This is a genomic window from Arthrobacter sp. CAN_A1, from assembly GCF_015751665.1.
Classification (GTDB): Bacteria; Actinomycetota; Actinomycetes; order Actinomycetales; family Micrococcaceae; genus Arthrobacter_D.
Map to the genome: position 1 here is coordinate 275,299 of NZ_JADOUR010000004.1, position 12,741 is coordinate 288,039.

Below are 12,741 nucleotides of genomic sequence, written 5' to 3' on the forward strand. Positions count from 1 at the left end.
CAGCGGCAACAATGTCGTACCCACATGCCAGAATCAACACCATCAGGCAGCCAGTAAGCCCCGATCACACCGACGAGACCGCCTCATGAAAGATCGAGGTTAGTGTGCGGCGGAATCCTTCTCGCCGGACGAGTTGTCCTCGTCGTCGCGCTCGTCGAGTTCTTCGTCCAGCTCTTCCTTCCGGAATTCGGTCTCCGGGTCGGGCTGGCCTTCCTCGACGTACTCCTCGTCGATCTGGCGGTGAACCTTGCTGTTCAGCACTTCCACTTCGCCGTCGGCCAAGGAGTCGAGATCCTTGGGAAAGGGATCTTCGGGCGCTAGGCGCGTCTTATCTTTCATAGCCAATACCCTACTGCATCGGCCTTTTTCAGCCCCGCCCCTCAGCTACTCGGCGATGGGCCGGTTGAGCCGTTTCAGCACGCCCTTGGGAACAAAGGGAGAAATGTCGCCACCCAGGGCTGCGACCTCCTTGAGGAGGGTCGACGACAGGTGCGTGTAACTGTTCTCGGCGGGAATGAAAACGGTTTCGACGCCGGTGAGCTGACGGTTCATGGTGGCCATCGGCAGCTCGTAGTCGAAGTCCTGGCTGGAACGCAGGCCCTTGACGATGAGGTTGGCACCCTGGGAACGGCAAAAGTCAGCCAGCAGGCCTTCGCTCATCGGCAGCACCGACACACCCCGGAGATACCTGAGCGTTTCCCGGGCGCTGTCGAGGCGTTCGTCAAGGTCGAATCGGTACTTTTTCGCGGGGTTGGTCGACACCGCCACGATCACCTCGTCGAAGAGGCTTGCGGCGCGGGCAATGACCTCCACGTGACCGTTGTGAATGGGGTCAAAGGATCCGGGGCAGACAGCGCGACGCATGCTTCGAATCTACAGTGAACTACGGTTTGGCACACCCGGTCCCCACGACACGGCGCCACAACCGCAATACTGGAGTGCATGAGCTCACCTACTTCTTCACTGGCGACAGGCACGGCATCAACCCCCACGCCGTGGCAACGGACGGCGTCGGGTGCCAACCTGCTGGCATCCGACGGGCGGCTGGGCGTGACTATCTTCGAGGAAATCACCGTGTTGGCGACGCGGCATGGCGCGATCAACCTGGGGCAGGGTTTCCCCGACGAGGACGGCCCCGCAGAGATCCTTGACGCTGCCCGGGCAGCCATCGCGGCCGGCGCCAACCAGTATGCGCCCGGTCAGGGGCTGCCGGTGCTGAGGGAAGCGATCGCTGCCCACCAGGAACGGTTCTACGGGCTGACTCCCGATCCCGACACCGAGACGATCGTCAGCACCGGCGCCACCGAGGGCATCGCGTCGGCGGTGCTGGCGCTGGCGGGCCCGGGTGATGAGGTCCTCACCTTCGAGCCGTTCTATGACTCCTACGGTGCGGTGATCGGTCTGAGCGGTGCCACCCACACGACCGTGGGGTTGTCGGCTCCCGATTTCCAGCCCGACCTTGTTGCGCTGGAGCGGGCAGTCACTCCCAACACACGGATCATCCTGCTCAACAACCCGCACAACCCCACCGGGACGGTGTTTACGCGGGCGGTGTTGCAGAAGATCGTCGATCTGGCGGTCCAGCATGACGCGGTGATCGTCACCGACGAGGTGTACGAGCACCTGACGTTCGGCGTCGCGCACGTACCTATCGCGACACTGCCGGGCGCCGCGGAACGGACTCTCACCATCTCCTCCGCCGGCAAAACCTTTTCGGTCACCGGCTGGAAGATCGGGTGGATCACCGGCCCCAGGGAACTCATCTCGGCGGTCCGGACGGTCAAAACCTTCCTTACCTATAGCTCCGGCACTCCGTTTCAGAGCGCCGTTGCCCACGGGCTGGGTCTGGGTGATGACTTCTACGCATCGACCGCCGCCACGCTGCAGCGGAAACGGGACATCCTCAGTGCAGGCCTGAAGGCTGCGGGATTCGACGTCTTTTCGCCGCAGGGCACCTACTTTGTGAATGTCGATACGGCACCGCTGGGAATCTCCGATGCCACAGCGTTGGCCAGACGGCTGCCTGAGCTGCTGGGTGTCGCCGCCATCCCGGTGGCAGTGTTTTGCCATCCCGACGGCGCTGCCCGCACCAGCTCACTGCTGAGGTTTGCGTTCTGCAAGAAGTTCGAGGTGCTCGAAGAGGCGGCCGAGCGCCTGGCCACCCTGCGGTCCCGGCTGTGAGCGGCGAACGAGGCTCCGGACAGATGAAGGGCGTCGAGGTCGGCCCCGAGGAGGACGGGTCGGTCCCCACCCTCCGACTGGCGGGTATCGGCCAGCTCGCTGAAATCGACGAGGATGCATTCACCGACGGTGCTTTCATTCTCAGTATTGGCGGTGCCCAACAATCGCACGTGGATTTGGTAAACCCGGGCAACGTCTTTTATGAGTATCTGCGGCGTATTGCCAATGTGCTGGATATCTTCAAACCCGCCGGCAAGCCAATTCGGGTCCTTCATCTGGGTGCGGGGGCGTTGACCCTGGCCAGGTATGTGCAGGCGAAACGGCCGGGCTCGGATCAGGTAGCGGTGGAGCTGGAACGCGAGCTGCTGGACTTTGTGCTGGAGCATCTGCCGCTGCCGGCCGGCACCAGGTGTTCGTTGGTGATCGACGACGCCCGCGCCGCCCTCGACCGCTTCGAACCCGAATCCTTTGACGCCGTGGTGCTCGACGTCTTTGCCGGCGCCGACGCTCCGGCCCATCTCACCGAGGATGCGTTCTACCGCGCCCTGACAGCGCTTACGGCGCCGGGCGGCGTCGTGCTGGTCAATGTGGGCGACGATCCACCGTTGACCTTTGCCCGCGCCCAGGCTCGGCTGTTACGGGAAGCGGCCGACGACGTCGCGCTGCTGGCTGATGCGGGGATGGTCAGCGGTCGGATGGCAGGGAACGTGGTGCTGGTGGGGACTGATCGCCTGTGGCCAGCCGATTGGACCCCAAAGCTGGTGGCGGCCGGTCCACATCCGGGTGTGGTGGTCACCGGCCCTGAGCTGGCATCCTTCTGCACGGCTCAGCAATAGGCTGTCAATTCAATAGAGCACCAATAAATGCGCTAATTAATCATGCGCTATCAAAGGGCATTTACCTGATGTATTTTCTTCCCGCCAGCAGTACCGTTGATCTAAACCACAACGGCCCACTGGCTATCACTGGAGGAATCATGACCACCGAGGTTGCAACAGTTTCAGACTGCACGGTAAATTCCTGCTCTTTCAATCACGACGGTTGTACCGCCTATGCCATCACCGTCGGCGGTAGTCAGGACCATGCGTCATGCGCCACCTTCATTGACACGTCGGCCACCGGTGGCTTGCCGGTGGTATTGGCTCATGTGGGCGCCTGCCAGCGGATCGAGTGCGTTTTCAACGACCATCTCATGTGCGGCAAGGCCGATGTCAAGATCGGCTCCGGCGCTGACGCCGCCGACTGCCTGTCATACCAGCGCCAATAGAGCACCAATTCTTTTTCGCTGATCCTTCAGCGCCACGAGCCCGGCAGTCATAGTGACGGCCGGGTTTTTGCGCGCCAAAAGGCCGGGCCGAATCACCTTGGATGAGAACTCTCTCATGAGCGCCTCACGAACGTCTCATAGGTGACTGACTAGATAGGGAACCTGCAGCAGGTACATCACCGCAGGGAAAGATTGGTCACCGTCATGGAAATGCATTCGCCTCAGCACTCAGGCAGGAAACTGTCGTCGAACGAACAGCCGTCGACAGAACAGTCTTCGAAAGAGCTCCGGGTGGTGTTGTACTCCCATGACTCGCAGGGCCTGGGACATACCCGCAGGAACCTGGCGCTGGCGCACTCCCTGGCAGCGAATCTTCCGGGACTGACCGGCCGCACGGTGACCGGGCTCTTGGTGACCGGCGAATCCCAGGCTACCCGGTTTGATAGCCCCGACGACTGGGACTGGGTAGTGCTTCCCGGCATTTCCAAGGGCAGCGACGGCTATGCGCCACGCAACCTGGCAATTGACCAGTCCAAACTCATCCGCCTGCGAGCGCAGATCATGGATGCTGTGCTGTCGGAGTTCCGGCCGCATCTGGTGGTGGTGGACCGTCACGCGTTCGGCGTCGACCAGGAACTCATCGCCGCCCTCTCTGAGCTGAAGAAGGCACGCCCTGGTTGCAAGGTGGTGTTGGGGCTGCGGGAGATCCTCGATACTCCCAAGGTGGCACGGCGCGAATGGAAGGCTCTCGGCGACCTGGATCGCCTGCGCGAATACTTCGATGAGCTGTGGGTCTACGGGGATCCGACAATTCACGATCCGGTGAAGTCGGGCGAGATTCCCGGCAAGCTGGCCCCCATGGTCCGGTATACCGGGTATCTGGCTGCCGGCCGGCAGTCACGGCGTCGGACCGGATCGACCGGGAAACCCTACATCCTGACGATGGCCGGCGGCGGTTCCGATGGCAAGGCTGTTCTGCTGACCGCAGCCAAGGCAACAGTCCCCCACGGCTACGAACACCTGATTGTCACCGGACCCCAGATGCCCAAGGAGGATCGGGTACTGATCGAGCAATCGGCTGCGCCGGGGACCCGGGTGATCTCGATGGTGCGTGACGGTCTGGCGGAGATGAGGGAAGCCGCAGCGATTGTGTCGATGGGCGGTTACAACTCGGTGTGCGAGATCATGAGCACCAACACCCCGGCACTGGTGGTCCCCCGGGTCAGTCCGCGCCGCGAACAGCTGATTCGCGCCGAGTCGTTGGCCCGCCATGAACTGACCGATATGTGCCATCCCGATCAGCTCACTCCCCAGGTCCTGACCGACTGGTTCATTACCGTGGTGGGGACACCGTCGCAGCGCGTCAACGTGGACCTGAACGGCCTCCAGACGGTGGGCGGCTATGCGGCAGAGCTGCTCGGCTTCACTGTTCCCGCCCCCCACACCGACCACCTCAACGATTGGCAGACCCTTGCAGCCGTCTAGCCCCTCCCGCACCGGGTACATCCTGAAGATCTATCCCCGGTTTTCCGAGACCTTCATCGTCACCGAGATCCTGGCCCGCGAAGCAGCCGGTGACGACCTGGAGATCTTTTCGCTCAGGCCTCCCATCGACCCGCGGTTTCACCCTGAGCTGGCCCGGGTGCAGGCGCCGGTCACGTATGTCTCCAAGCCGACCAAAATCGCTGAAGGCTGGGCCATCATGGCTGCCGCCGACGGCGTGATTCCCCACTTCGGCGAACGGTTTGCCCAACTGCTCCCCGGCCTCGCCGGACTGGACCCGGTGGAGGTCCACCAGGGCGTTGAACTCGCAACCCTCCTTTCCCAGCGGGGCATCACCCACGTACACGCCCATTTTGGGTCCTTGGCTGCGCGCACCGCGAAGATTGCGTCAGACCTGACCGGGATTCCGTTCTCGTTCACCGCCCATGCCAAGGACATCTTCCATGAGGAGGTGGACCTGGAGGTGTTGCGGAACCTCATCGGGTCAGCGCATCATGTGGTGACGGTCAGCGATTTCAACCTGGCCTACCTTGAACGGCTTTTCCCGGATCAGCTGGGCCAGGTTCACCTCGTCTACAACGGCCTCGAACTGGACCGGTTTCCCTTCATTGCACCGGCAGCCCCCGGACCGGTGCTGCGGGTTGCAGCGGTCGGCCGGCTGGTCGAGAAGAAAGGCTTCAGCCTGTTAATCGACGCCGTGGCGGAGCTGGTGCGCCGCGGGGTGGCAGTTGAGGTCCGGATCGCCGGTGGCGGGGAACTTCAGGACGAGTTGGCCCAACAGATTGGCCGGCACCATCTGGGATCGACCATCACCCTGCTGGGTCCGCGGACCCAGGCCGAGGTGGTGGAGCTGTTGCGGTGGGCCGATGTCTTTACGGCGCCGTGTGTGGTGGGGCAGGACGGCAACGCCGACGGTCTGCCCACGGTGCTGTTGGAGGCGATGGCGATGGGGGTGCCGTGCATCGCCAGTGATGTGACGGGGATTCCCGAGGTGATCACCAATGCTGACAGCGGGTCTGCCCCGGACGCCGGACCGGGTGACGGGTCGCAGACGGGCATCCTGGTTCGCAGTGGCGAGGTCAGTGAACTGGTCGGCGCCCTGGTCACCGTTGCGTCGTCATCCTTCGATCGGCAGGCAGTTGCCCGTGCGGCGCGCCGCGTGATCGAACAGAACTTCGACTCGCACCGCCAGTCGGTCAGGCTGCAGGAACTCGACGCGAGCGTACCAACAGCCCGGGTTCTGGCGGACGCGGGGGCTCTCTCATGATGCGGGTTGCCTATCTTTGCCTCGACCCCGGGGTTCCGGTGTTCGGTTCCAAGGGTGCCTCGGTCCATGTGCAGGAGATCATTCGCAGTTGGCGTGCGCGTGGCGCCGAGGTGACCATTTACTGCACCCGACCGGGCACTGACATTCCTGCCGACCTCGCCGATGTTCCGGTGGTGGTACAGCACATCCCCCAGGGCAACGGTGTTGAGCGCGAACACGCCCAGGCTGCTGCCGCTGTGACGCTTGCCGAACGGGTCATCGCCGACGGTGCGACAGTGGTTTACGAACGCTATTCACTGTTCAGCGACGCTCTGGCGCGCGTCACGAAAGCCCTGGACATTCCCGGTTTCCTTGAGGTCAACGCGCCGCTGATTGATGAGCAGCGGATCCACCGTTCCCTGATCGGGGAGGACGCTGCACTGGACGCGCTGAAGCACCAGGTGGCCGCGGCCGCCCGGACAGTGTGCGTGTCCGAGCCGGTGGCCGCCTGGGTGAAGGAACGGGTAGCCGACGACCATCACTCAAAGGTCGCGGTGGTGCCCAACGGCGTCAACGTGAATCGGATTCAGCCGACTCCCGAATCGGCTGGCATCCCGGTGGTGGTGTTTGTCGGGACGCTGAAGCCGTGGCACGGCGTCGAGACCCTCATTGAGGCTAAAGCTGCCGCATCGACTGACTGGGCGTTGAGGATTGTCGGTGACGGGCCGGAGGGTCCACGGCTTCGCGAGCTAGCCGCAACCCGTGGGACCAGTGTCGAATTCACTGGCGCCATCACCCCTGAGCTCATCCCCGCGGCCCTGGCGGGCTGTGCCGTCGCTACGGCTCCGTACCCGGTGATGGACGACGCCAACGACCAGTATTTTTCGCCGCTGAAGATCTACGAATACTGTGCCGCAGGGTTGCCGGTGGTGGCGTCACGGGTGGGGCAGGTGCCGTCCATCATTGACGACGGCGTCACCGGGTTGCTGGTGGAGCCCTCAAGTCCCGCTGCTCTGGCGGCGGCGATCGACGATCTGGCCGGAGCCCCGCTCGCCAGGGCAGCGATGTCCGACGCAGCACGCACTATGGCCAACGATCATCACAGCTGGGACATCGTTCTGGATCGCATCACCGAAGGGATCCTGTCATGACCATCTCCAAGACTCCCCCAGCCCCGAAGCCGGTCGGCGTTCCACCCATCATCCATGCACCTGATGTTGTCAGTGCGCCGGAAATCGTCAGGACCCCCAAACCGTCCTCGCTGCCGACGATCGGGCCGAAGATGGCGCGCAGCCCGCTACGCCGGACCCTCAATATCGCCAAACCGCATCTGCGCAAGCATCGGATGCTGATGAGCGGCGGCGTGGTGGCGTTGCTGTTCGAGGTCATCTTCCGGGTACTCGAGCCGTGGCCGGTGAAGTTTGTGGTGGACGCTATCTCCCGCAGCCTGGGCGCCAACCTGGCCGGCACGGGTCCGCTAGCCACCGAAGGGTTGCTGCTGGCGTGCGGGGTAGGCCTGATGGTGATCATCGGGATGCGGGCGCTGTGTAACTATCTGGCGACCGTGGCTTTCGCCCTCGCCGGGTCGCGGGTGGCCACCGAGTTACGGGGTCGCGTCTTTGAACATGTTCAGTCGTTGTCCACCCGGTATCACTCGTCGTCGCGGACCGGTGACACCATTCAACGGCTGGTGGGCGACGTCGGCCGGCTTCAGGAAGTAGCGGTGAGTGCCGGACTGCCGTTAATTGCCAACTGCATCACGCTGGTGGTCATGGGCGGGGTGATGTTCTGGCTGGATCCGCTGCTGGCCCTGGTGGTGGTGATCGCGTGTGCCAGCTTTCTGCTGTTGTCGCGGCTCAGCACCGGGAAGATCACTGTTGCCGCGCGCAAAACCCGTAAGGGTGAGGGATCGCTGGCCAACACCGCCCAGGAGAGCCTCGGCGCCATTCGGGTGGTGCAGACCTACGGACTGGAGAAGACCCTGTCGGACCGGTTTGGCAGCAGCAACCAGAAGACGCTGAGGGACGGTGTGCAGTCCCGTCGGCTGGCTGCTGCCCTGGAGCGTCGGACCGACGTCATTGTCGGCGTCGCTACCGCCGTCGTGCTGGCGGGCGGCGGATGGCGGGTGGTGCAGGGTGCGATGACCCCGGGCGACCTGGTGTTGTTCCTGATGTACCTGAAGACCTCGATGAAGCCGTTGCGCGATCTGGCCAAGTACACCGGGCGGATTGCCCGGGCGACGGCGTCGGGCGAGCGCGTGGCTGACCTGCTCGACGAGCGGGTGGATATTGTCGATGCACCGGGTGCCGTGTCGTTGGGGAAGGCCTGGGGCGACGTCGAATTCCGCAACATGACGGCAGCGTACGGTGATGGTCAGCCGGTGCTGAAGAACCTGAATCTGGCGTTGGTGGGAGGACGGAAGACGGCGATTGTGGGGCCGTCGGGCTCCGGGAAGTCGACGCTGGTGTCGTTGATGGTGAGGATGATGGATCCGGTGTCCGGGTCGGCGCACGTTGATGGCCATGATCTGCGCAATGTCACCCTTGAATCGTTGAGGTCGAATATCAGCCTGGTCCTCCAGGATGCTGTGCTGTTTACCGGCACCATCCGCGAGAACATTCGCTACGGCAGGGCTGACGCGTCTGACGATGAGGTGGAGCGCGCTGCCCAGTTGGCTAATGCTCACACCTTCATCTCGGGGTTCCCTGAGGGCTACGACACGCTGGTCGGCGAGCGCGGTGGCACGTTGTCCGGTGGGCAGCGCCAGCGCATCACCATCGCCAGGGCGTTGCTGCGGGATTCGCCGGTGGTGATCCTTGATGAGGTGACCACGGGGCTGGACCAGGAGTCGCGGTCCGAGGTGCTGGCGGGTCTTGCCACCCTGACCGAAGGACGCACCACCATCACCATCACCCATGAGGCGTCGGTGGCGTTGACCCATGATCGGGTGGTCTGGTTGCAGGACGGCAGGATCCTGTTGGATGGCTCCCCATCCGACCTGATGGAGCATCAGATGTTTGCCACCTGGGTGCGTCAGCAGCAGGCGGCCGATGAGGCGCACCTGGCGGAGAAGGCTGCCGGAGGTGCCGCGTGAGGGCGGCAACGGTTGATCCGGTGACTGCCGTGGATCCCACGCTTCCGGGTCTGGTCGAGTTTTTCGACAGGGAGCGGTTGAGCGGCCTGCTGGGTCGTCCTGTGCACGTCGACCGGCTGCGGCATAAGCCGGGCACGTCGGCGATCGCGCGGCTGCGGGAGGACGACGGCGGTATCAGCTGGCTGGCGACGTACAGTCCAGCGGCAGCGGTGAAGCTCGAGAAGGCGGACAGCCGGGCGGCTGCCAGCGGCCTGGAGATTGAACGCGTCGCTGTGCCGGACCACCCGGACCATCACCTGGTGGCCGGACCTATTGAACTGGACCATCGTCTGTATAAACCGCTCAAACCTTTTCGCGAGGCGGGGTTGGGACAGATCTTTGCTGACCGTACGGTGACGGTGCTCAACTACAACCCGCAGCGCAGGGTGGTGTTCGAGCTGCGCCACGACGGTGACCGGTTGGTGTGCAAGGTGGGGACTGGCAAGCCGCACGCTGATGGGCACCTGTTGGCGGCGCTGACCAGTAGTGGGGTGCCCGTCCTGGAAGCCGTTGAGCCGTCGGGGCTCCCCCGCTCCCGCCATGCCCAGTACTTCGGCTGGTTCGGTTCGGGTGATCTCAGCACCGTGGAGCCGTGGTCCGCAGGGGCAGCCTCGTATGCCGCTGGGGTGGCGTTGGCGCTCCTCCATGCGCAGCCTCCCGCCTTTGGTACTCATCGGTGGAGGGCGCCGGCAGGTTCGCTGCTGGACCTGGTCGAGGAGAATTCGTTGCTGTGTCCGGAGCTTGCGCGTCGGCTGGAGCGTTTGCGTGCCGGGTTGGAACCGCTGTTGCGTCGTCCGGGACGGGCAGCGCTCATGCATGGCGATTTCTCAGCGGATCAGGTGCTGGTCGACGGCAGCGATATACGGCTGACCGACCTTGAACGCTGCACCTACGGAGCTGGAGCGTCCGATTTGGGCAGTTTCGCTGCGGTGGAAGTCCTACACAGTCTCCCCCTGTCGACCGGTACCGATGTCCTGTCGCTTCCCCGCACAGCGGCGATGCTCGATGGGTACAGTGCCGGACCGTCTGGTGCGACAGATTCCGAAGTGTTGGCGTGGACCATTTTTCACCTACTCAGTCGTCTGAGTGACCCGTTCCGGTCCTGTTCCCCTACCTGGCGGCAGGACATGGCGGACCGGCTTGATCTGATGGAGGACATCCTGTGGTGACAACAATTCCTGAGACGGTGACTGACCGTGCCGGTCGGCAGTTGACCATTCACCGGGCGTGGCCGCGACAAGGTGGCCGGCTCATCTTTGAGGCGTCCGACAGCGATGGCGGACAGATTCGTGCCGGGTCGGTGGGGGCCGACGGCAGGGTGCGGCTGTCTCCCTTTGCTGAGGATCCGGTGCTGTCGGGCCTCCCCGGTGCTGCTGCCCAGGGGGAGTTGCTGGTTCACCGGTACAAGCGGCGAGCCGTGGTCCGCGATGCGGTGGGATTCACCAAGCTTCTGGCGCCGGGCAAGGCGGACGAAGTTGCTGCATCTCATCGCTTTATGCGGTCGTTGGCGCAGCCGTCGGGCATCGTGGTTCCCGATGTGGTGGTTCATCATCCCGAAAGTGTCACCCTGACCGCCGTGCACGGTGCCAGTTTTCATGAGCTGGGGCAAGCCAGTCCCCCAGCCAACCACCCAGCCGCTCCTCCGACGCACAGGGTGGCGGAAGAGACCTGGGCCGCGGCCTGGCAGGAGTGGTCGAAGCGGTGGCCGTTGTTGGCTGTGTCACAGCATTCAGCGGCAGCTGGAGCGGCTGAGCTGCCAACCCATGGGACTCGGGATGAGTGTCGCACTGTGTCGCGGTGGGTGAACTACGCACAGGAGTTTGGTGTGTTGCCGGTGGCCGCCGATCGGTTGCAGCGGGCGTCGGCTCACGTGTCTCGACTCCTGATTTCCGGAGCACCACAAACGGCTGTGCTGTCCCATCGGGATCTCCACGACAAGCAACTGCTGTTCAATCCTGAATCGGGGTCCGTTGGGTTGATCGACTGCGACACAGTGACTGTTGCTGAGCCTGCGTTGGATCTGGCGAATTTGTTAGTCCACATCGATCTTCGGAGAGCGCAGGGCGTCTACTCAGCGGCTGCGGCACGCACAGCCAAGAAGGCGATCCTTGGGACTGCGTCAGTCATGGACGTGTCCGAGGTGCGTCTCAACGCCTATGCGGCGTCGACCAAGCTGCGCCTGGCATGTCTGTATGCGTTCCGGCCGGCCTATCGGTCAGTTGCCCACCAGTGGTTTGAGCGTCTTGAGCACGAGCTTACTGAGTCAGCAGTGGCCTAGGTGGTGCGCATCTACAGTGCTGCGGCAATGGTGCCGCACCTAAAGTGCTGCGGCCGAGGGCTCAGCGAACCACAGTTTGGTCTCGCCGTACTTTTTTTCGGCAAACCGTTCCAACCCGCTTGGCCATTCGGGTTCCTGTGAGCGGGATGACCGTTCGAGGACGATCACTGCGCCCTCGGCAAGGTGAGGAACCAGTGTTTCGAGCAGACCGGTCAGAGTGTCATTTTCCACCGAGTAGGGAGGGTCCATCAGGACCAGGTCCCATTGATCCTCGGGGACAGCGCGATCCAAATAGGTCTCGACCTTGAGGTGATGCACTCGAACGGTCTGCGTCTTGAGCGTCTTGTTCACCAGGTCGGCGTTGGTGCGGCTGACGGCTGCAGCTTTATCGCCTGATTCCACCAGATCGACAATCTTTGCCCCTCGGCTGGCGCTTTCCACACCGAGTGATCCGGACCCGGCATAGAGGTCAAGTACTTTGGCGTCGGTAATGACCTCGTAGGCGTCCAACCGTGAGAAGAGTGCCTCTTTCACTCGGTCGGTGGTAGGTCGTGTTGCCGTTCCCGGGACACTGAATAACGGTATGCCTCCAGCGGCTCCGGCAATGATTCGACTCATGCTTCAACTGTATCGACTCTCGACGGATGAGATGTGCTTGAAGCGGGGCTAGGATCTGGGACAGTCGTCGACCCAATAGCGGGCGTGTATTCTCTGCTTCGGATGGTTACGTCCCGTGGGGTGGTGTAGTTTCCCGCGGTGAGCGCGTTGCTCCGGCGACGTGGTGAGCCATCGTGCGATGGTCAGTGAGTACCGATCAAAGTCACTCACAGAAAGACACAACACACGATGGCTCTAGACCAGTCTGCCCTGCTTGACCTTCTTGGACAATTGAAACTCACCGACGTGCCCGATCGGATTCGGACCGCTACCGAAACCCTGTATCAGCAGCTGATCGAGGCGGAGGCGACAGCGTTCATCGGTGCTGCCCCGTTCGAACGCTCCGAGGCGCGCACGACCCAGCGCAACGGGTCCCGGGCACGGACATTGACGACCACCGCGGGGGATCTGAATTTGAAGATTCCCAAGCTGCGTGCCGGGTCATTCTTCCCGGCCTTGCTGGAGCGCCGCCGCCG

The 12,741-nt window shown here is 63.3% G+C and carries 13 protein-coding genes; 10 read left to right on the forward strand and 3 right to left on the reverse strand.

The features are described 5' to 3' along the window. Positions 1-99: 99 nt before the first annotated feature. Complete coding sequence (locus IWX62_RS07155) at positions 100-339, reverse strand: hypothetical protein (protein WP_196840671.1); 240 nt, start codon at positions 337-339, stop codon at positions 100-102. Between the two features lie 45 nt (positions 340-384). Further along, positions 385-864, reverse strand: coding sequence for a pantetheine-phosphate adenylyltransferase (gene coaD, locus IWX62_RS07160; RefSeq protein ID WP_196840672.1), 480 nt, complete (start codon positions 862-864; stop codon positions 385-387). 78 nt (positions 865-942) lie between these two features. Between coaD and IWX62_RS07165 the strand changes: the two genes are divergently transcribed. From IWX62_RS07165 to IWX62_RS07205, 9 genes are all read left to right on the forward strand, one after another. Beyond that, positions 943-2,181 (forward strand): aminotransferase class I/II-fold pyridoxal phosphate-dependent enzyme, encoded by a 1,239-nt coding sequence (locus IWX62_RS07165; RefSeq protein ID WP_196840673.1) that lies wholly within the window; start codon positions 943-945, stop codon positions 2,179-2,181. 23 nt (positions 2,182-2,204) lie between these two features. After that, on the forward strand, positions 2,205-3,017 hold the full coding sequence (locus tag IWX62_RS07170) for a fused MFS/spermidine synthase (RefSeq protein WP_196840702.1): 813 nt from the start codon (positions 2,205-2,207) through the stop codon (positions 3,015-3,017). A 140-nt stretch (positions 3,018-3,157) separates the two neighbouring features. Next, a complete protein-coding gene (locus tag IWX62_RS07175) occupies positions 3,158-3,448 on the forward strand; it encodes a DUF1540 domain-containing protein (protein ID WP_196840674.1) in 291 nt (96 codons plus the stop codon). A gap of 210 nt (positions 3,449-3,658) precedes the next feature. Further along, positions 3,659-4,933 (forward strand): glycosyltransferase family protein, encoded by a 1,275-nt coding sequence (locus tag IWX62_RS07180; RefSeq protein ID WP_196840675.1) that lies wholly within the window; start codon positions 3,659-3,661, stop codon positions 4,931-4,933. Then, positions 4,920-6,218, forward strand: coding sequence for a glycosyltransferase family 4 protein (locus IWX62_RS07185; RefSeq protein WP_333483256.1), 1,299 nt, complete (start codon positions 4,920-4,922; stop codon positions 6,216-6,218). Before IWX62_RS07180 ends, IWX62_RS07185 begins: the two co-directional genes overlap by 14 nt. Beyond that, complete coding sequence (locus tag IWX62_RS07190) at positions 6,215-7,348, forward strand: glycosyltransferase family 4 protein (protein ID WP_196840677.1); 1,134 nt, start codon at positions 6,215-6,217, stop codon at positions 7,346-7,348. The genes IWX62_RS07185 and IWX62_RS07190 overlap by 4 nt, the downstream gene beginning before the upstream one ends. Beyond that, positions 7,345-9,291, forward strand: a complete 1,947-nt coding sequence (locus IWX62_RS07195; RefSeq protein ID WP_333483257.1) for an ABC transporter ATP-binding protein — start codon at positions 7,345-7,347, stop codon at positions 9,289-9,291. The genes IWX62_RS07190 and IWX62_RS07195 overlap by 4 nt, the downstream gene beginning before the upstream one ends. Further along, positions 9,288-10,499 carry a phosphotransferase gene (locus IWX62_RS07200; protein WP_196840678.1) on the forward strand — a complete coding sequence of 404 codons (1,212 nt, stop codon included), beginning with the start codon at positions 9,288-9,290 and terminating at the stop codon, positions 10,497-10,499. The genes IWX62_RS07195 and IWX62_RS07200 overlap by 4 nt, the downstream gene beginning before the upstream one ends. After that, on the forward strand, positions 10,493-11,608 hold the full coding sequence (locus tag IWX62_RS07205) for a phosphotransferase (RefSeq protein WP_196840679.1): 1,116 nt from the start codon (positions 10,493-10,495) through the stop codon (positions 11,606-11,608). Before IWX62_RS07200 ends, IWX62_RS07205 begins: the two co-directional genes overlap by 7 nt. A 39-nt stretch (positions 11,609-11,647) precedes the next feature. Here IWX62_RS07205 and rsmD read toward each other — a convergent pair whose 3' ends face one another. After that, positions 11,648-12,226 (reverse strand): 16S rRNA (guanine(966)-N(2))-methyltransferase RsmD, encoded by a 579-nt coding sequence (gene rsmD / locus IWX62_RS07210; RefSeq protein ID WP_196840680.1) that lies wholly within the window; start codon positions 12,224-12,226, stop codon positions 11,648-11,650. A gap of 228 nt (positions 12,227-12,454) precedes the next feature. On the opposite strand from rsmD, the gene IWX62_RS07215 reads away from it, so the two are divergent. Continuing rightward, positions 12,455-12,741, forward strand: a 287-nt coding sequence (locus IWX62_RS07215; RefSeq protein WP_196840681.1) for a transposase, incomplete at its 3' end; no start/stop codon positions are given.

Coding starts and splice junctions, on each gene's coding strand:
- IWX62_RS07170 (WP_196840702.1), top strand. CDS start 2,205: ATGAAGGGCGTCGAGGTCGGCCCCGAGGAGGACGGGTCGGTCCCCACC.
- IWX62_RS07165 (WP_196840673.1), top strand. CDS start 943: ATGAGCTCACCTACTTCTTCACTGGCGACAGGCACGGCATCAACCCCC.
- IWX62_RS07195 (WP_333483257.1), top strand. CDS start 7,345: ATGACCATCTCCAAGACTCCCCCAGCCCCGAAGCCGGTCGGCGTTCCA.
- IWX62_RS07190 (WP_196840677.1), top strand. CDS start 6,215: ATGATGCGGGTTGCCTATCTTTGCCTCGACCCCGGGGTTCCGGTGTTC.
- IWX62_RS07180 (WP_196840675.1), top strand. CDS start 3,659: ATGCATTCGCCTCAGCACTCAGGCAGGAAACTGTCGTCGAACGAACAG.
- IWX62_RS07155 (WP_196840671.1), bottom strand. CDS start 339: ATGAAAGATAAGACGCGCCTAGCGCCCGAAGATCCCTTTCCCAAGGAT.
- IWX62_RS07175 (WP_196840674.1), top strand. CDS start 3,158: ATGACCACCGAGGTTGCAACAGTTTCAGACTGCACGGTAAATTCCTGC.
- rsmD (WP_196840680.1), bottom strand. CDS start 12,226: ATGAGTCGAATCATTGCCGGAGCCGCTGGAGGCATACCGTTATTCAGT.
- coaD (WP_196840672.1), bottom strand. CDS start 864: ATGCGTCGCGCTGTCTGCCCCGGATCCTTTGACCCCATTCACAACGGT.